Here is a 17825-nt window from a genome sequence, read left to right on the forward strand (position 1 = left end):
ACCAGCATGTCGGTGTTGTTGGTATTGCCGGTGTTATCGGTGTTGCCGGTGTTGCCGGTGTCATGAGTTCCCCCACTCGTTCCCCCGTCCCCTGTGTGCGGCATCTTATGGGCGGGGGTGGGTGGCGTGCCCGGGGTGCGCGGGGTGCCTGGGCTATCGGGGCGAGGGTGCCGCCGCTACGGCGACGGCCGTACGGACCAGGGCGGCGATCGCCGGTGACCGGGACTCCTGCGGCCAGGCGAACGCGAGGGTGAGCGGCGGGAGGCCGTTGACGGGCCGGTAGACGATGCCGGGGCGGGGGTGGCGGCGGGCCACGGACGCGGGCGGGAACCAGATGATGCTGCCCAGTTCGATCAGGCTGAAGATCTGCGCCAGGTCCCTGATCCTCGGCCGGGCCTCGGCGAGGGGAGGGTGTGGGGTGGGGGGTGGGGTGGGGGATGGCTTCGCGAGGGGGTGACCGTTGGTGGTGGTGGTGGTGGTGGTGGGAGGGGGTGGGCCTTCGTGGGCGGCGGCGGTAGCGGTAGCGGTGGTCGGAGAGGGCTGGGCCTCGTGGTCGGCGGGTTTTCCGTCGGGCAGCGTCCGGCCGGCCAGGTCGGTCAGGTGCAGGGTCGGGCGGTTCGCGAGGGGGTCGGTCGCGGCCAGGGCCACCAGCCGGGGCTCGGTCAGCAGTGGTTCGGTGTCCAGGCCCCGGGTGTCGAAGGGGATGGGCAGCAGCGCGATGTCCGCCCGGCCGCCGCGCAGCGCGGGCAGTTGCTCGTCCTTGCCGCCCAGTACCAGCTCGACCGGGAGCGCCGCCGCCTCCTGCCGGTACGAGGCGAGGATCCGGGGCAGGAGCCCGCCGTCGTAATCGGCCTTCAGCGCCAGCCGCACCCCCGGCTCGGCCTGGCCCGCGTGCCGGGTGCGCCGGACGGCCGCCGCGACGGCGTCGAGCACGGTCCGCGCGTCGCGGAGCAGGACCTCGCCGGCAGGGGTGAGCCGGACGTGGCGGGTGGTGCGTTCCAGCAGCGGAACGCCCAACTGCCGTTCCAGCTCCTTGATGGCCCGGGACAGGGGTGGCTGCGCCATGTCCAGCCGCCGGGCCGCCCGCCCGAAGTGCAACTCCTCGGCGACGGTGACGAAGTAGCGGAGCTGCCGGACGTCGAGGTCCTTCATACCCGCACGGTATCAATGGCGCTCGGATCGGTCCTTCAGGTTCGGAAGGGGGCCGGGTTGACTGACGCCAGGGCTGCCGGCGGGGGTGCTGCCCCGGGGCAACTGCCCCTGGGTTTCGCGGGGTTGTGCAGGGCCATCGCGACGGCCTGACCTTCCGTGAGGAGAAGAGGAGAAGCGGCCATGGGTGACCTTCCGAGCAGTCCGAACAGGCCGAGTGGCCCGAGCGGTACGAGTGGTCCGAACAGGCGGCAGATGCTGAACACCTCCATGGGCGTGGCGACCGCCCTCGGCCTCGCCGCCACGGGGGCATTGGCCGGCGCCCCGACGGCCACCGCCGCGCCCGCGCCCCCGGGCGCATCCCCGGGCGCGTCCCCGGGCGCGTCCCCGGGCGCCGCCGACTCCGAAGCGCTGCTGACGCAGTTCGCCGACGCGTTCAGCTTCACGCAGCGTTCCCCGATCCTGCATACGCCGGACGAGCACGGCCTCGACTACGAGGACGTCACCTTCCCCGCCCGGGACGGCGTGCCGCTGGAAGGCTGGTTCATCCCGGCGCGCGGATCCGACAAGGTGATCATCGCCAACCATCCCATGGGGTTCAGCCGTTCCGGACTCCCCTCCCACCTGGAACCCTGGCACTCCCTCTGGGCGCCGAGCGGCAACGGCTTCGAGGTCGACCTCACCCCGGACCTCAAGATCCTCCACGACGCCGGCTACAACGTGCTCACCTACGACCTGCGGAACCTGGGCCACAGCGGCGCGGCCAACGGAGGGATCGCCTCCAGCGGTATCTACGAGGCCCGGGACGTCGTCGGTTCGCTGGATTACGTACGGAGCCGCCACGACACCCGCCATATGAAGATCGGCCTGTTCAGCCGCTGCCTGGGGTGCAGTTCCACCTTCGCGGCGATGGCCCGGTTCCCCGAGGCGTTCGCCGGGGTGCGCTGTCTGGTCGGTCCCCAGCCGGTGACTGCGAAGACCATCCTCGAACGCCGGCTGGCCATGATCGGCCTCCCCGACGGGATCGACCGGCTCGAAGAACTCATCGTCCTGCGGACGAGCATCGGCTTCGCGCGCCGGAGCCCGATCGAGTGGGCGAAGCATGTCACTGTCCCGGCCTTCCTTTATCAGGTACGCGGCGATGTGCTCACCCTCCCGAGCGACGTACAGACAATGTTCGACAACATCCCGGTCGCGCGGAAGAAACTCCAGTGGATCGAGGGCACGACGGCCCGCTGGGACGGCTATCTGGAGTTCCAGCGCCGCCCGGAGCCCATGCTCGCGTGGTTCGCGACCCACTTCGCCTGAGCCGAAGGAAAGTGCGGAAGGAATGGAAAGTGCGGGAAGCGCGGAAAGTTGGGATGGCATGAACTCGAATCAGGTCCAGGACCAGGTGCAGGGCCGCGTCCAGAGCCAGGGTCAGGATCAGGTCCAGGACCTGGGCCGCGCCCAGGGGCAGGTACAGGTCCAGGACCAGGTGCAGGGCCGCGTCCAGGTCCAGAGCCAAGGCCAGGGCCAGGGCCAGGACCTGACCGGACGCGTGGTCATCGTCACCGGGGCCTCCTCCGGCATCGGTGAGGCGACCGCCCGCCTCCTCCACCGCGCGGGCGCGCTCCCCGTCCTCGCCGCGCGCCGCGCCGACCGCCTGACCGCCCTGGGCGCCGAACTGGACACCGCCTTCCCGGTCCCCACCGACATGACCGACCCGGCGCAGGTACGGAGCCTGGTGGAGCTCACGGTGCGGCGGTACGGCCGGATCGACGGCCTGGTCAACAACGCGGGGGCCAGCTTCCATTGCCGCCTGGAGGAGGTCGACCCCGTCGCGTACGCGCGCCTGCTCGACCTCAATGTCATCGGCGTCCTCTCCGCGATCCAGGCCACGGCACCGGTGATGCGGAGCCAGGGGGAGGGGCGCATCGTCAACGTCAGCTCCGGTACGACGGTGCTCGCCCCGCCCGGGGTCGGCGCCTACGCCGCGTCCAAGTCGGCGGTGAACATGCTCAGCGCGGTGGCCCGCAAGGAGCTCGCCGACGACGGCATCGACGTCTCGCTCGTCCTGCCGTCCATCACCGCGACCGAATTCGGCGGCGGCATGTTCCGCGACGGCGGCAACGCACCGCCCGGCCTGGTCGCGCACACCCCCGAGTACGTCGCCCGCGTCATCCTGCGGGCGCTGCGCACGGGCGAGGAGCGCATCGACATCCCCCACGGCCCCGAGCAACCGGAGTTCCCGCGGAGTCCGTGGGCTCCGGGGGCTCCCGGGGCCCCGCAGGTCCCTGAGGCCCTGGAGGTTCCCGGAACCTGACGGGACCGGACGGAACGGAACGGGATGGGGCGGGACGGGACGGGACGGGGACGGGACGGAACGGGATAGGGCAGGTCAGGACAGGGACGGGACGGGGCGGGACCGGGGCGTATTCGCAGGCCAGGAACTGCCGCCCGTCTTCGGCGAACGCAACCCCGACGGCTTCGGGCTCCGGCCCTAGCGGGGGATCGACGGCCTCACCGGCGCGTGACACGTGCCCCGGGGGCGCCGTGCCGCACCGGGGGAAACGTGGCTCGGGTCACCGGAACCCGGGTTTCCGTGTTCCGGTGGCCCCAGTGGTCCCCCGAAGAAACATGAAGGGAAAGAACCTCACCAACCCCACCACCCACCCCTCCATTCGATCACCCTCACTCGGGCGGGTGAATATCCCTGGTTGGGGTGGATTTCGTGCCCCTGGGCTGCCTTACGCTCAGCGAGCACGGACCACACAAAAGACGTCGGCCCCCGGCCGGGACTAGCGATCCCGATCGAGGGCCTGACCAACGAGGAAGACTCCAACCCTTCCCGATGGATAACGGAAACACTAGCGTGCTGCCGCACGCCCCGTCAGGCTTACGCGACCGAGAACGCCCCTCCCGAGGGACGGCGCGGCCCCCTGTTCGCCCTTCAACCGAGCAGCAGCACGCTCACCCCGCCGGGGTCGAGCACGACAACTTCCGCCACACCACGAGTTTCACGGTCGTCGGCAATCATCTGGCCCAGCACAAGGAGCTGTCGCTGGTCGCGCTGGGCCTCGGTCTGCACATCCAGTCGCTGCCCACGGGGGCTCAGGTCGATATCAAGACCCTGACCCGCCGTTTCGCGGAGGGAGCGGACCGGATCTCCAACGGGTTGCGGGAGCTTGAGGCCCACGGTTACCTCCGCCGGGTCCGTGAACGCACCCCGGGGGGCCGGATCGTCACCCGTACGATCTCCTGCAACCAGCCCGCGGCGGCGGCAGCCCGGCGCCGTACGGCGGTACGGGGCGCGACGGCGGTACGGGGCGCGGAGCGGGTACGGGCCGCCACAGCGGTACGGCCCGCCGCGCCCGCGCTGGGCGCGACGCCCGCGCGGGGCGCGACGCCCGTGCGCTCCGTATCCACTCAGCCCGCATCCACGTCCTCGCCCCCGCCCCCGTCCACGTCCTCGCCCTCGTCCACGCCCCCATCCCCATCGCCATCCCCATCCCCTTCCCCGTCCCGGAAGAAGGTGAAGCGGCCCCTTCCGCCCGTGCCCCAGCCCGGTTACTCCTCCCCGGAGTTGCTGGGGGTGGCCATGGAGGTCCTGGCGGACGTACGCGCCCACGACCCCCGGATGCACCTCTCCGCCTGCGATACGGCGCACCTGGCCCCCGGGGTCGCCGCCTGGCTGGAGCGGGACGTACCGCCCGATGCTGTACGCCACGCCCTCACCGCCGCCCTGCCCCCGGAGGGCCCGCGCCGCCCGGCCGCCCTGCTGGCGTACCGCCTGACGGCCCAGCTCCCACCCCCACCCCCCTTCCGCACCCCGGAGTCCCCACCACCCGTACGGCACCCCCTCCAGAACTGCGACAACTGCGACCGCGCCTTCCGGGCACCGGAACCAGGCCGCTGCGGCGACTGCCGGCCGACCGCGCCGCCGGCTGCTCCGGTCCCTTGAGCGGACCCGTCCCGGACGGCCTTGGCTCTCCCGTACCACCTGTGAACAGGAACTTCGTACTCATGATGGCGACACCACGCCCCAGCCGTTCCGCACGACTAACCTGGCCCGTGCACTCCCAGGAGGTCACCATGAGCACCCAGGCAGACCACGGACACGAGCTGATCCCCCGCCCCGAGCAGACGCCCGAGGCCCTGCGCGCCGCTCTCGCCGTCGTCGCGCCCGGCCGACTGGGCGAGATGCAGCGGACGAAGGACGATGCCTTCGCCAAGGCCGTCGAGTGGGAGTCGCTCAGCCCGGTACGCGGCTGGGTCCTGGCGTGGGCCAGGGACATCGAGATCGCACGCCGCCCCGACCTCTCCGTCCGTTATGCCCGGGCGAACGTCAACCTGGAGCACGAGGACCCGGACATCGCCCGGGAGGCGCTGCGGGAGCTGACGGCCGTCCTGGACGAGGCCATGTCGGCGGTACGCGCTTGAGCTGGGCCTGGGAGTACGCCTTCGGGGCAGAGGAAGCGGCCCGCACCGCGCCGCGCATCTTTCTGACCGGGGTGGAGGAGAAGGCGGCGGAACTGGTCAGAGCGGCGGAGACGCTCCACGTACATGGCAGAAGCCATGAGGGGGTTGATCCGAAGGGCAGCAGTCTCCTCGTTCCCGGCGGCATGTTCACGTACCAGATCGTTGTACGCAGCGAACGTGTATACATCGTCCAGATCACTTACCTGGGCTGATCCGACTGCGTGGGAGGGGAACTCACGGCGCCGTTTCCTGTTGCCGGGGTGACTCGTTGAGCTGATCGGATGAACCGGTGGCTCTGCGGGTGCGGGTGCGGGTGTGTGGAGAGGCGGGGAGCCTGTGATGGGAGATCGGCGCTCCCGGGGTGGTGCTGTTCCCGGGGCGCCGTCGCCGGGGGGTGGGTCAGCCGGTGACCTTCAGGGTCTTCGGCCATCCGATCCGGTCCAGCAGCCGGAACATCTTCTTGATCTCCTCAGGGCGCAGCTTGACGCAGCCGTTGGAGAGGAAGTCGTTCGGGTTGGTGTCGGTCCACTTCCGGGGCTCGCTGCCGCCCTGGCCTCCGTTCACCGTCATCTCGCTGTGGATGAAGAGTTCGGTGCGCTTGGTACGGCCGTCGGAGCAGACCTTGTCGGCGAGCCTGATCGCGTACCCCTTGATCAGGCGGCCGTTGTAGGTGCGGTAGTGCTTCCCCACCGCGTACGTGCCGTTGGGCAGCCAGCCCCGGCCCGTGGCGCACTCGTTCTTGGTGGTTCCGGAACCGGCCCGGTAAGTGGCCCACACCTTGGCGCCCTTGACGACGGAGAGCCGGGAGTCGGAAGGGGCCGCCGGGTTCTTGTCGAACTTCAGGTGGACCGTGTCGGCCGCGGCGGCCTGTGCGGTGGGCGGGGTCAGGCCGGTGAGAAGGGCGATCGAGCCGGCCGCCAGGGCTGCGGTGGCGGAGCGCGTCATGCGGGTCCTGCGGGGCGTGCGGGTGGTGCGGATCGTGTGGGTGGTGTGGGTGGTCCTCATCCGGGTTCCTTACGTCGTGGGTGGGTTGAGGCGACTGGGTGCCTGGGCGACTGGGTGATCGGCGACTGCTCTGTTCGCGTCGCCGGATCAAGGATTGGCGGGGAACGCGGAGCGTCACCAGGGTTCCGGGGCGGCGTGCCGTCCCGCTGCTGTCCCGCTGCTGTCCCGGTCCGGTCCCGTTCGCCCGTAGGCGCTTCCACCTGCGGAAACGGTGGTGAGCGGGATGGTGAAGGGATGGGTGAGGGGCAGTGACGGGGCATTCGGATACGGAGTTCGGGGCGGACGACGCGCGTACGGTGCTTGTCGCGCGGCTGCATGCGGCGTGGGCGCGTTCGGGGCTGAAGCAGCAGAGTGTCGAGACCCGGTTGAAGGCGATGCTGAGCGGCCAGAACGTGCGGGGGCTCAGTGATACGGCCCTGAGCCGATATCTGAAGCCGGACGGGACCGCCTTACCCGCCGGGGCCGTGCTGACGGCGCTCGCGCAGATCTTCGGGGTCGGTGAGAAGGAACTCGCGCACTGGCATGAGCTGCGCCGGCGCGCCAAGGCCGATCAGCGGCGGCTCCGGTATCAGCGGCGGACGCCCCCGCCGGGGCCGGCGGAGGAGAGCGCGGCGGGAGGGGGTGATCAGGCGGGCGAGGTCTCCGTGACCCCGGATGGAGCGGGAGAGTCCGGTCGGGAGGCGCGGCGGGAGCGTACCGAATGGCGGGCGAAGGCCGTGTCCGGGGCGCTTGCGGGGCTCGTCGCGGGCGGCATGCTCACGGGCGCCCTGATCCTGGGCGTCGTGCTCTGGGGACGGGGTGTCCCGGAGGACGCGGGGGCGGTCGGCGGCGGACCGGATCCGGGCTCGCGGGGGAGCGGCGAGCCGGTCGACGGGCCGGTCACCGGGGGGCTGGAGAAGGGCTCGCTCGGGGAGGACAGCCGGTGCAGCGTGCCCTTCCAGGGGCCGGACGCGGTCGTCTGGCGGGTCTGCGCGCGCGTGGAGGAGGACCGTGTCTCCTTCGCCCTCAAGATCACCAACGAGGGGCTGGCGGCGGTGACCGTCAAGGTCGCTCAGCAGTACGCGCGGGAGAGTACGTTCCGCGCGTGCCCACGGACCTCCGGGTTCCGCCGCGTCGAGGTCCCGGGGAGCGGGACCGTCACGACGGACCCGGCGCTCTGCGCCCTGCCCCGCCAGGACGTGCCCGTCGGGTACCAAGGGGTCGGCTGGGTCATCGCCGAGCACGACAACGGGGGCACCTACCGGCTCTCCCCGACCGCCAGTGTCTCCCCCGACCGGGTCATCTGGACGCCGGATCTCGTGTGAGGGCGCCGCCCGCTTGGCTGGGGGGCGCCCGCCACGCCGGGTGCCGGGCAGGGGCGGTGTGGCGGACGCTCGCTGTGCCGGGTTACGGGCCTTGCGGTGCGCGGTAGGCGGCTCGCGGCCTGTGACTCGCGGTTACGCGGCCTTGCGGAGGTGGGCTATGACGCCGTTGATGTCGTCTGTCAGGCGGTTGGGGCGTACGAAGTGGCCGCCTGGGTCTTCGTGGGAGTCGTGGGGGATTCCCGCGTTGTCCAGGAGGGCGCGGAATTCGCGCTGGCCGGCCAAGACCTGGCTTTCGTTGGCCGTGTCGAACCAGTTGACCGGGTCGGGGCTGGTGCCCGCTACCAGGTAGATGCGCTTGTTCCGGTAACGCTCCACGTTCTGGACCGGGTTGTCGGCGGTGACCCGGGCCTCGTCCCAGAGCGGGGCGCCGTAGACCGTACCGCCGCCCAGGTCCGCCGCGGCGGCGGAGGCGTTGGCCCAGTGGGCGACCGCGCCGCTGTCGCGGCGGAGGCTCGCGGGGCCCGAGTGGGCGCTCACGGAGGCGAAGTGGCCGTAGTACTTGGCCGCGTACTTCAGCGCGCCGAAGCCGCCCATCGAGAAGCCGGAGACGGCGCGGCCCGCGTACTCCGCGTGCGTACGGAAGTTCGCGTCGACCCAGCGGAGGAGCTGGTCGATGTGGAAGGTCTCCCAGTTCCTGGGGCCGGTGTTGGAGCTGACGGGGTTGGAGTACCAGCCCGCCTGCCCGCCGTCGGGCATCACGACGATCAGCGGCTTGCCGGCCGTCAGATCACGGATCTTGAGGTCGCGGTCGAAGGCGATGAAGTCCTGGGCGCCGCCGTGGAGCAGGTAGAGGACGGGGTAGCGGCGGCCGCTGGTGTGATAGTCGCTCGGCAGCAGGACGTTGACCCCCGGGTCCCAGCCGATCGCGTCCGTACCGAAGCGGTAGTACCACATGCGAGGGTCGTCCTCGTTGCGGTCCTTGATCGTCAGCCCGAAGCCGTCCGAGGCGGCCCCCGCCGCCGAGGCCGTCGCGGCGAAGACCCCGCCGCCCAGCGCTGCCGCCGCGGCGACTCCGCCGGCGGCCTTCAGGAACAGCCGGCGGTTGAGGCGGTGCTTGCTCACATTGTTCTCCTGGTCACGGAGTTTCACGAACCCGCCGCACGCTAATCGGCTGGATTGTCATGGCCGCGACCTACTCGTGGGTCCCCGGGAGACCTCCACACCCCTGTGCGGCAGCGTCACATGTGGAAGAGGTGGGGGTTGATTTCGGGGCGGTCCCGCCGAGGGAGGTCGCCGAGCGCACCGCTTCACCAGTTCGGGCGGGCCCGCCCCCCCAGGGACACCCCGTTCACCTGCCTCAACGGGTCACAGGGGCAGGTCGTCGGGGAGCAGACGGAAGCTCTTCTGCCGTCCGAGCGGGCGCAGCGCGCGGAAGTCGCGTCGGTCGAGAGTGAGTACGGTGTCGGTGTCGTAGTCGGCGGCCAGTGCGACGTTCACCGCGTCCGCGAGATCGAGGTCGAGATCGCGGTATCGGTCGCGCACCGACCGTGCTTCCGAGAGATGGGTCTCGGTGATCTCGGGGATGATGATCCTGTTCACGCGCATCCATCGCTGGATGTCGTCGACCGCGCTCATGGCCGCTTTTCGTCCCAGTTCGCGGGTGGCCACGTGGTCGATCTCCGCGAGAAGCAGCGGGGACATGACGAGGAGGCCGGCTTTCAGGAGCGCCTCGCTCGCTCCCGCGTGTTCCGGGTGTGCCCTGTCCAGCGCGGCCAGCAGCCCACTGGTATCAGCGATCACGATGATCATGAAGGGTTTTCCGGCCTGCTTTCCTGAAGGGCGGCGTCGGCCACGGCGTCGCGTACCTCGTCCTTGGACGGGGTACGGCCGGGGCCTTCGAAAGTGCGGGAGAAGAATGGCTCGTCCCACGTCCGGTTGGCCATGGCCGCGAGATGGATGCCTTGCCGGATGATCTCCGCTTCGCTGATACCGCGGCGGGCGGCGGCCTCTTTGATGATGGCCAGGTCTTCCGGATCGGCGTAGACATTGGTGCGCTTCATGGACATGTACCAACAGTAGTCCATGTCGTCTTCGCCCACCCTGTTCCGCAGGGAGACCCCCGTGGGCCGTTCGGGGAGATCCCCGTGGGCCGGTCAGGGAGATCCCTCCGTGGGCCGGTCGTGCTCAGCCGCCTTCCGGCCGCCCAGGAGGGGGGAGGTCACCTGCTGAAGGCGTCGCCCAGCCGTTGGGTCGCTTCCCGTAGGACCCGTTCCCGCTTGCAGAAGGCGAAGCGGACAAAAGGCGCACCCTGTGCCTGATGGTCGTAGAAGACCGCGTTGGGGATCCCCACCACGCCGGCCCGCTCCGGCAGCGCGCGGCAGAAGGCGAAGCCGTCGGTCTCGCCGAGGGGGCGGATGTCCGTGGTGACGAAGTAGGTGCCCGCCGGGCGGTAGACGTCGAATCCGGCCGCCGTCAGGCCCGCGCAGAGCAGGTCGCGCTTGGTGCGGAGGTCGGCGCGGAGGTCGTCGTAGTAGCTCTGCGGGAGGCGCAGCGCCTCGGCGATGGCGTACTGGAAGGGGCCTGAACTGACGTATGTGAGGAACTGCTTCGCCGAGCGGACCGCCTTCACCAGGTGGGGCGGGCCCGTCACCCAGCCGACCTTCCAGCCGGTGAAGGAGTAGGTCTTGCCCGCGCTGCTGATGGTGAGGGTGCGTTCGCGCATGCCGGGGAGGGTGGCGATCGGGAGGTGTTCGCCGTCGAAGACCAGGTGTTCGTAGACCTCGTCGGTCACGACCAGGAGGTCTCGTTCGACGGCCAGTTCGGCGACGGCGGTGAGTTCGGCGCGGGTGAGGACCGTGCCGGTGGGGTTGTGCGGGGTGTTGAGGAGGAGGACGCGGGTGCGGTCGGTGAGCGCGTCGCGGAGTTCGTCCAGGTCGAGGTGGTACGCGCCGTCGCGGGGGCGGAGGGTGACCGGGACGCGGGTGGCGCCCGCCATGCCGATGCAGGCGGCGTACGAGTCGTAGTACGGCTCCAGGGCGACCACCTCGTCGCCGGGGCCGGCGAGGGCGAGGAGGGCGGCGGCGATGGCCTCGGTGGCGCCCGCCGTGACCAGGACCTCCGTATCCGGGTCGTACGTCAGGCCGTACCGCGAGCGCTGGTGGTCGGCGACGGCGGTACGGAGTTCGGGGATGCCGGGGCCCGGCGGGTACTGGTTGCCCCGGCCGTCCCGTAGCGCTCGTACGGCGGCCTCGCGGACCGGCTCGGGGCCGTCCGTGTCGGGGAAGCCCTGGCCGAGGTTGATCGCGCCGGTGCGGGCGGCGAGGGCCGACATCTCCGCGAAGATCGTGGTGCCGCCGAGCCATTCTTTGGTCATGACGGCCATCCTGTGCCGAACCTCTGGGCTTGCTCAAGTCTGCTTTGGGCGTCGGGTGTCGGGGGACAACCTGAGTCACGCACGCCAGTGCGAGGCCGGGGCCGCCTCGGCGGCCGGTCTCGCTTCGGGGGAACAGTTCTTGTGCAGGTAAGGAAGGTGAGACCCATGGTGCGAGCCGTGGTGGTGATTCTGATAGGGATCGCCCTGGTCGGGGTCGTGTCGAGTGTGAGCGCGTCGCGGAGCAGGCGCGCGAGGGAAGAGCGGGCGCGGGCGGCCGACAGGGCGCGTGCGGCGGCGAAGGCGCGGCAGGCCGCCCAGGCGCGCGAGAAGGTCCGGAGCCGGTCGGCGCTGAGGTCCGCCGCGCGCAAGCCCGCGAAGCGGATGCCCGGGGCGCGGAGCGGTAAGAGCCGTGGGTCCGAGAGCAGTTGGTGGGCCGGTGGGGGCGGCGACGTGGGGGCCGTCTCGTGCGGGGGCGGAAGCGACAGTGGCAGCAGTGGCAGCAGCGACAGTGGCAGCAGTGGCGGAAGTGGCGGTTCCGGGCACAGTGGTGGGCACTCGTGCGGGGGCGGCGGGCACTCGTCGTGCGGAGGCGGGTCCTCCTGCGGCGGAGGGTGTGGCGGAGGTAGCTGACACGGGGCAGCTAGTCCGTCATGGAACAGGGGGGTCCCGCGGGGGCGTTCGGTGCGTCCGGCCGTCGCGGGGCCTCTCTTCGTCTCTTCGGCTGGTTGTCCTTTCTCGTTGTCCTTTCTCGTGGGGGTGGTCCGATCTCGTGGGGGTGGTCCGATCGGTTGTCTGTTCGGTGGTATTCGGGCGCCTGTTCGTCGTTTTGTTTGTTGTTCTGTTCATCGTGCTGGTTTTGATTGAACAATTGAACCCCTGGGCCCCCTAGGGGATGGAAACCCCGTCAAGTTGGGTAAAAACGCTGGGAGTGTTGCGTACTTCGTGATTCCCTCCCTCTTGAGAGCTTCCAGCCCTCGGGCCTGATGCGGCGCCGAGCGGGCGATTCCCCCACGAGTCCGTAGCTCTCCGTCCGGGACATCTCTCCCGGTGCACCCGTCAAGCGTGTCTGCGGAGCCGATCCATGCTCACCACCCTCAAAACCGCCTACTCCGACACTCGCGCGGCCGATCTGGCCTGGGAGTTGGGCCGGGAGCCGGTTCCCGCCCTGGCCGTGCTCGATCTCGATCTCGCCGGTGCCGGGCTCCAGTTACGCCTGCTCGGCGCCTCCCACCAGGTGATTCTTGAGGAGCGGGGCGAAGTGTGCTCCGAGACCGTCGCCTGTATGCCGGGGAGCAGCACCCCGTTGCCGCTCGGGGTGTCCAAGCGTCTGGGCGCATGGGAGTACGAATTCGCCGCGCGGGTCGAGACGCTGACGCGCAATTCGTTCGCCGGCCGCGCGCAGGAGCTGCTCGCCTTGGTCGCCGATCACCCGAACGGCCTAGCGGGGACGTTTCCCGGCTCCCCCAACGCCTTCACCGCGATGCTCGCGCAGCGCGACGAGAACCATGTCCGGTGGCGCACCTGGCACGCGTACCCCCAGGAGGGGCGACTCGTGGTAACCCGGACGCGCATCAGGGTCCGTATGCCCGCGGCCCGGGAAATTCAGCCTGCGGCCCGGGAGATTCAGCCGTGTGGGTGACAAACCGCCGTGAATTCGTGACGTAGCGTTACGAGCGTGATCCAGCAGCCCGTGCCCTCGCCGCTCCAGGGTGGTCCGCCGCCCCAGGGGGGCGCGCGGCTGCCCGTGCGCGCGGGCGCGGCGCGGTTCCTGGTCCTCGCCGTCGTCTTCGTCTGCGCCGCGTGCGGACTGGTGTACGAGCTGGAGCTGGTCGCCCTCGCGTCGTATCTGATCGGGGACTCCGTCACCCAGGCGTCGGTCGTCCTGTCGGTCATGGTCTTCGCGATGGGCGTCGGCTCGCTGCTCGCCAAGCGGCTGCGCTGCCGGGCGGCCTTCGGCTTCGGGCTGCTGGAGGCGGTGCTGGCGCTGCTGGGCGGGTGCTCGGCGCTGGTGCTCTACATGAGCTTCGTGTGGCTGGGGGAGTCGCGGTACGTACTGGTGGGCTTCTCGCTCGCCATCGGCGTGCTCACCGGGGCGGAGATCCCGCTGCTGATGACGCTCATCCAGCGGTTCTCGCGGCAGGACGCGGAGGGGACGGTCGCGGACCTCTTCGCCGCCGACTATGTGGGCGCGCTGGTCGGCGGGCTCGCCTTCCCGTTTCTGCTGCTGCCCTGGCTCGGTCAGCTCACGGGCGCGCTGGTGACCGGCGCGGTGAACGCGGTGGCGGGCGCGGCGCTCGTGCTCTGGCTCTTCGGCCAGGACCTGACGCGGCGGTCGCGGCGGTTGCTCATCGCGCTGAACGTGCTGGTGCTCGCCGTGCTGGCCACCGCGGCGGTCGAGGTCGACACCTTCGAACGGGCCGCCCGGCGCGCGCTCTACGGCGACGGGGTGCGGGTCGCTCTGTACACGGGGATCCAGGATCTCGTGCTCACGGGTGCGGTGGACGGGGTGAGCGGAGGCGACGGGGGGAGCGGAGGGGACGGGGGGAGCAGGGGGGACGAGGCGCGGGGGCGGCGCTCCTCGGGGGATGCGGGTGGGGGTGCTGGTGGAGGTGGGGATGTGGGTGAGGTGGGGGATGTGGGGGAGGGGAGTGAGGTGGACGGAGGGAGTGGGGCGGACAGGGGTGCAGGTGCGGGTGTGGGTGTGGGTGTGGCGCCTGGTGGTGCGGGTGTGGCATCCGGTGGTGCGGGGGCGGGATCCGGTGGTGCGGGGGCGTCGCTGGAGTTGTATCTGGACGGGCGGCTGCGGGTCAGTGGGCGCGATGAGTTCCGGTATCACGAGGCGCTGGTGCACCCCGCGATGCGCGGCGCCCATGGGCGCGTCCTGATCCTGGGCGGGGGTGACGGCCTCGCCGCGCGGGAGGTGCTGCGTTACCGGGACGTCCGCTCGGTCACCGTGGTCGAGCTGGACCCGGGTGTCGTCCGGCTCGCCCGTACGGACCCGGCGCTGGCCGCGCTCAACGGGCACGCGTACGACGACCCACGGCTGCACGCGATATCGGCGGACGTCTTCACCTGGCTGCGGGGTGCGGGGCACGGCGGTGCGGGCGGCGGGGCGGCCGGGTACGACGTGGTCGTCTCGGACCTGCCCAACCCCGGCATCACCGCCAGTACGAAGCTCTACTCCGAGGAGTTCTACGGGCTGGCCTCGCGTGTGCTCGCCCCGGGCGGCCGGCTCGTGGTGCACGCGGGGTCGCCCACGGCGGACGCGCGGACGTACTGGACGGTGGACGCGACGCTGCGTGCCGCGGGGTTCGGTACGACGCCGTACCGCGCGACCGGCGGCCCCTCGGGCTTCTCGGCCGGCCCCGACCGGGCCAAGGACAGGGGTCCCGAGCCGGACGACTGGGGGTTCGAGCTGGCCCGGGTGGGCGCGGAGCCCCCGTTCGGGCTGGCCCCGGACGCGCCCCGGCTGCGCTCCCCGATACCCGTCCCGCTGCCGCCGGGGCAGCGCGGGCCGGGGGGTGACGGGACGGCGGAGCTGCCGCCTTCGACGCTCCTGCATCCCCGGTACGGCGGGTAGAGGAGGGGCGCGACGGGTAGCCGGGCCGGCCGGGGAGTGACGGGTGGGGCAAAGGGGCTGCCTCGGCGGCGCCCTCTGAGTAGGCTCGACTTCCATGGAGCATGAGGTGTTCGTTCCGGTTTCGGCAGAGGCCCTCCGTCAGACGCTGCGGGCCCCCGCCCGGGTCGCCCGGTGCGTACCAGGGCTCCAACAGGACGCCGACGCGTCGGCCGGGCCGCTCTCGGGGCGGCTGAAGGTCCGTATCGGCGGCCACACGATCACCTACCGGGGCGCGCTGACGCTCGCCGAACGGGAGGGTGCCTTCGAGGCGGAGGCGGTGGGCGCGGAGATCCGGGGCTCCGGCTCCGTCAAGCTCACGCTGACCCTCACCCTGACGGACGCCCCGGGCGGTACGGCCGTCGCGTTCACCGCGGGCTCCCGCGCGGACGGCCGGCTGGCCGAACTGGACGCGGGGACGGTGACGGCGGCGGGCCGGCGGCTGCTGGAGAAGTTCGCCGCGCGGCTCGGGGAGGAGGCGGCGCGGGACGACGCCGCCCCGGAAGGACCCGCCGCCGAGACGCCCCCGGCCGAGGCACCCCCGGCCGAGGCACCCCCGGCCGAGACGCCCCTGGCCGAGACGCCCTCACCGGGGACGCCCTCACCGGGGACGCCCGCTTCGGAGGGGGCCGGATCCGAAGAGCCCGGCTCCGAGGGGCCGGACGCCGGGGCCACCTCCGAGGACGCCGGTGCCACTGGGGCCGCTCCCGAGCACGCCGCCGACTCCGGGAAGCCGGGCCCCGGGGGCTCCGGCCCGAAGGCGGTCGCTTCCGGAGCCGCCACGGAGCCCGAAGGCTCGGAAAGCACGGAGGGCACCGAGGGCACGGAAGGCTCGGAGGGCACGGAAAGCCCGGAGGGCCCGGAGGGCACGGAAGGCTCGGACGGCGCGGAAAGCCCGGAGGGCGCGGACGGCGATGCCGCTGGGGAGGGGGCCGATGCCGACGGGCCCCAGGCGGAGGCCGAGCCTGAGGCGGAGGCCGGCCCCGGACCCGATGCCGACGCTGACGCCGCCGCTGTCTTCGAGGTGGACGGGGCCACCACCTCTGGTGAAGGGGACTTCCGGATTCCCGGTGGGGGGTTCGAGGGGGAGCCGCCCGCCGAGGCCGCGCATGCCCGGCGGACCATGATCGGGCGGAGTGCCGAGGAGGTCGATCACGCGCCGCCGCGCGGGCGGTACGCGCCGGTGCCCGCGCCCGAGGCCGTCGAGGGCCGGGCCACGCTGCGCTGGATCGCGCCCGCGGCCGCACTCGCGCTCGCCTCGGCCGTGGTGGTCGGCCGCGCACTGCGGCGGCGCAAGTAGTGTCGGCCGTGTGAGTAGCAGCGAAGAGAGCATCCGACTGGCGGCGGGCGACGCCGAGTTGACCATCACCCCGGCGAACGGCTGCCGGATCAGCAGTCTACGCATCGGCGGGACCGAAGTGCTGCGGCAGGGGGAGCGGTACGGCTGCTTCCCCATGGTGCCGTGGTGCGGCCGGATCGACCAGGGGAGGTTCCGCAACGGGGGCGTGCTCCACCAGATGCCGCTGAACTCCCCGCCGCACGCCATCCACGGCACCGGCCGGGACACGGCATGGCGGACGGCGCGGGCCGGTAAGAGCGAGGCGGCGTTCACGTACGAACTGGCCGAGCCCTGGCCGTACAGCGGACTCGTGACCCAGGTCGTCGAGCTGAGCCCGGACGCGCTCACCCTGCGGCTCGGGGTGGAGACGTACGACACCTCCTTCCCCGCGCAGGCGGGATGGCACCCGTGGTTCCTGCGCACCCTCGGCGAGGGCGCGGGCGGGAGCCAGGGCGACGGCGAAGGGGTGAAGGTGGACTTCTCGGCCAACTGGCAGGAGGAGCGCGGCCCCGACCATCTCCCCACCGGCCGCCGGATCCCGCCGCGCCCCGGGCCCTGGGACGACTGCTTCGGGATGCCGGACGGGGTGGCCGCCACCCTGACCTGGCCGGGGCAGCTCGAACTCAAGGTCACGAGCCCCGCCGAGTGGGCCGTGATCTACGACGAGCAGGCCGAGGCCGTCTGTGCCGAGCCCCAGTCCGGCCCCCCGAACGGGCTGAATACCGCGCCCCAGTTGGTCACCCCGCTGGAGCCGCTGGAGATCACCACCACCTGGGAGTGGCGGCGGCTCTGAGCCCCCGGCCGCGGGAAGGCGGCGAGAGGGGGTGCGGAGGGGGCCCGGGAGGTCGGCTTAAGCTCAGGGGCATGACTGACGTACGGGCTGAGCTGCTGCAACTGATCAAGGACAAGGCCGTGGTGCACGGCAAGGTGACCCTCTCCTCGGGGCTTGAGGCCGACTGGTACATCGACCTGCGCCGGATCACCCTGGACGGGCACGCCGCGCCGCTGGTCGGGCAGGTCATGCTGGACGCCACCGCCGACCTGGACTTCGACTGCGTCGGCGGGCTGACGCTCGGCGCGGACCCGGTGGCCACGTCGATGCTGCACGCCTCCGCCGCGCGCGGCGGGCGGCTCGACGCGTTCGTCGTCCGCAAGGCCCAGAAGGCCCATGGGCTCCAGCGCCGGATCGAGGGTACGGAGGTCAAGGGCCGGCGGTGCCTGGTGGTCGAGGACACCTCGACCACCGGCGGCTCGCCCCTGACGGCCGTCGAGGCGGTACGGGAGGCGGGCGGCGAGGTCGTCGCGGTCGCCGTCATCGTGGAGCGCGGGGCGGCCCCGGCGATCGCGGAGGCGGGGCTGCCGTACATCAACGTCTACGGGCTCGCCGAGCTGGGTCTCTGAGCCCTCCCCCTGCCCCCCCTGTCCCCCCCCGCACCCCTGTCCCTTCCGTTCCTCCCGTCTCTCCTGTCCCCTGGTGCTGCCGAGGCCGCTGACCGTTTCACGTGAAACGGTCAGCGAGCGGGCGGCGGGCGGTCAGTGAGCGGGCGGCGAGCGGGTGGCGAGCACACGACGAGCATG

17 protein-coding genes are annotated in these 17825 nt (G+C 71.7%); 11 read left to right on the forward strand and 6 right to left on the reverse strand.

Translation table 11 applies throughout. The features are described 5' to 3' along the window. Positions 1-153 precede the first annotated feature (153 nt). Complete coding sequence (locus AB0O07_RS25955) at positions 154-1152, reverse strand: LysR family transcriptional regulator (RefSeq protein WP_365637372.1); 999 nt, start codon at positions 1150-1152, stop codon at positions 154-156. Positions 1153-1404: 252 nt separating this feature from the next. Between AB0O07_RS25955 and AB0O07_RS25960 the strand changes: the two genes are divergently transcribed. The 5 genes from AB0O07_RS25960 (at position 1405) to AB0O07_RS25980 (ending at position 5822) form a co-directional block, all read left to right on the forward strand. Beyond that, the gene (locus AB0O07_RS25960) at positions 1405-2457 is read left to right on the forward strand and encodes an alpha/beta hydrolase (RefSeq protein WP_365637374.1); all 1053 of its coding nucleotides are present in this window, start codon (positions 1405-1407) and stop codon (positions 2455-2457) included. A 58-nt stretch (positions 2458-2515) separates the two neighbouring features. Further along, on the forward strand, positions 2516-3454 hold the full coding sequence (locus AB0O07_RS25965; protein WP_365637377.1) for an SDR family oxidoreductase: 939 nt from the start codon (positions 2516-2518) through the stop codon (positions 3452-3454). A 549-nt stretch (positions 3455-4003) separates the two neighbouring features. Then, the gene (locus AB0O07_RS25970; RefSeq protein ID WP_365637378.1) at positions 4004-5092 is read left to right on the forward strand and encodes a helix-turn-helix domain-containing protein; all 1089 of its coding nucleotides are present in this window, start codon (positions 4004-4006) and stop codon (positions 5090-5092) included. A gap of 131 nt (positions 5093-5223) precedes the next feature. After that, positions 5224-5571 (forward strand): hypothetical protein, encoded by a 348-nt coding sequence (locus tag AB0O07_RS25975; protein ID WP_365637380.1) that lies wholly within the window; start codon positions 5224-5226, stop codon positions 5569-5571. Next, the gene (locus AB0O07_RS25980) at positions 5568-5822 is read left to right on the forward strand and encodes a hypothetical protein (RefSeq protein WP_365637383.1); all 255 of its coding nucleotides are present in this window, start codon (positions 5568-5570) and stop codon (positions 5820-5822) included. Before AB0O07_RS25975 ends, AB0O07_RS25980 begins: the two co-directional genes overlap by 4 nt. Positions 5823-6009: 187 nt before the next feature. Here the strand turns inward: AB0O07_RS25980 and AB0O07_RS25985 are convergent, their stop codons facing one another. Then, on the reverse strand, positions 6010-6615 hold the full coding sequence (locus tag AB0O07_RS25985; protein WP_365637386.1) for a L,D-transpeptidase family protein: 606 nt from the start codon (positions 6613-6615) through the stop codon (positions 6010-6012). A gap of 248 nt (positions 6616-6863) precedes the next feature. Here AB0O07_RS25985 and AB0O07_RS25990 point away from each other — a divergent pair, with 248 nt between their 5' ends. After that, positions 6864-7919, forward strand: coding sequence for a hypothetical protein (locus AB0O07_RS25990; protein WP_365637388.1), 1056 nt, complete (start codon positions 6864-6866; stop codon positions 7917-7919). Positions 7920-8051: 132 nt separating this feature from the next. On the opposite strand, the gene AB0O07_RS25995 is transcribed toward AB0O07_RS25990, so the two are convergent. The 4 genes from AB0O07_RS25995 to AB0O07_RS26010 all read right to left on the reverse strand — a co-directional run bounded on the left by AB0O07_RS25995 (position 8052) and on the right by AB0O07_RS26010 (position 11292). Next, positions 8052-9041: an esterase family protein gene (locus tag AB0O07_RS25995; RefSeq protein ID WP_365637390.1), complete on the reverse strand. Its 990-nt coding sequence runs from the start codon at positions 9039-9041 to the stop codon at positions 8052-8054. A gap of 243 nt (positions 9042-9284) precedes the next feature. After that, positions 9285-9728 (reverse strand): PIN domain-containing protein, encoded by a 444-nt coding sequence (locus AB0O07_RS26000; protein WP_365637392.1) that lies wholly within the window; start codon positions 9726-9728, stop codon positions 9285-9287. Continuing rightward, positions 9725-9985: a CopG family transcriptional regulator gene (locus tag AB0O07_RS26005; protein ID WP_365637395.1), complete on the reverse strand. Its 261-nt coding sequence runs from the start codon at positions 9983-9985 to the stop codon at positions 9725-9727. Before AB0O07_RS26005 ends, AB0O07_RS26000 begins: the two co-directional genes overlap by 4 nt. A gap of 152 nt (positions 9986-10137) precedes the next feature. Next, a complete protein-coding gene (locus AB0O07_RS26010) occupies positions 10138-11292 on the reverse strand; it encodes a pyridoxal phosphate-dependent aminotransferase (protein WP_365637398.1) in 1155 nt (384 codons plus the stop codon). Positions 11293-12373: 1081 nt separating this feature from the next. On the opposite strand from AB0O07_RS26010, the gene AB0O07_RS26015 reads away from it, so the two are divergent. The 5 genes from AB0O07_RS26015 (at position 12374) to pyrE (ending at position 17648) form a co-directional block, all read left to right on the forward strand. Then, positions 12374-12931, forward strand: coding sequence for a DUF2617 family protein (locus AB0O07_RS26015; RefSeq protein WP_365637400.1), 558 nt, complete (start codon positions 12374-12376; stop codon positions 12929-12931). 36 nt (positions 12932-12967) lie between these two features. Next, entirely contained in the window at positions 12968-14872 is a 1905-nt protein-coding gene (locus tag AB0O07_RS26020) for a spermidine synthase (RefSeq protein WP_365637402.1), read from the forward strand. A gap of 94 nt (positions 14873-14966) precedes the next feature. Then, positions 14967-16208: an SRPBCC domain-containing protein gene (locus AB0O07_RS26025; protein ID WP_365637405.1), complete on the forward strand. Its 1242-nt coding sequence runs from the start codon at positions 14967-14969 to the stop codon at positions 16206-16208. A gap of 10 nt (positions 16209-16218) precedes the next feature. Beyond that, entirely contained in the window at positions 16219-17040 is an 822-nt protein-coding gene (locus AB0O07_RS26030; RefSeq protein ID WP_365637408.1) for an aldose 1-epimerase, read from the forward strand. A gap of 71 nt (positions 17041-17111) precedes the next feature. Continuing rightward, on the forward strand, positions 17112-17648 hold the full coding sequence (gene pyrE, locus AB0O07_RS26035) for an orotate phosphoribosyltransferase (RefSeq protein ID WP_365637410.1): 537 nt from the start codon (positions 17112-17114) through the stop codon (positions 17646-17648). Positions 17649-17825 lie beyond the last annotated feature (177 nt).

Origin of the sequence: Streptomyces sp. NPDC093085 (assembly GCF_040683935.1) — a bacterium.
Taxonomy (GTDB): Bacteria; Actinomycetota; Actinomycetes; order Streptomycetales; family Streptomycetaceae; genus Streptomyces.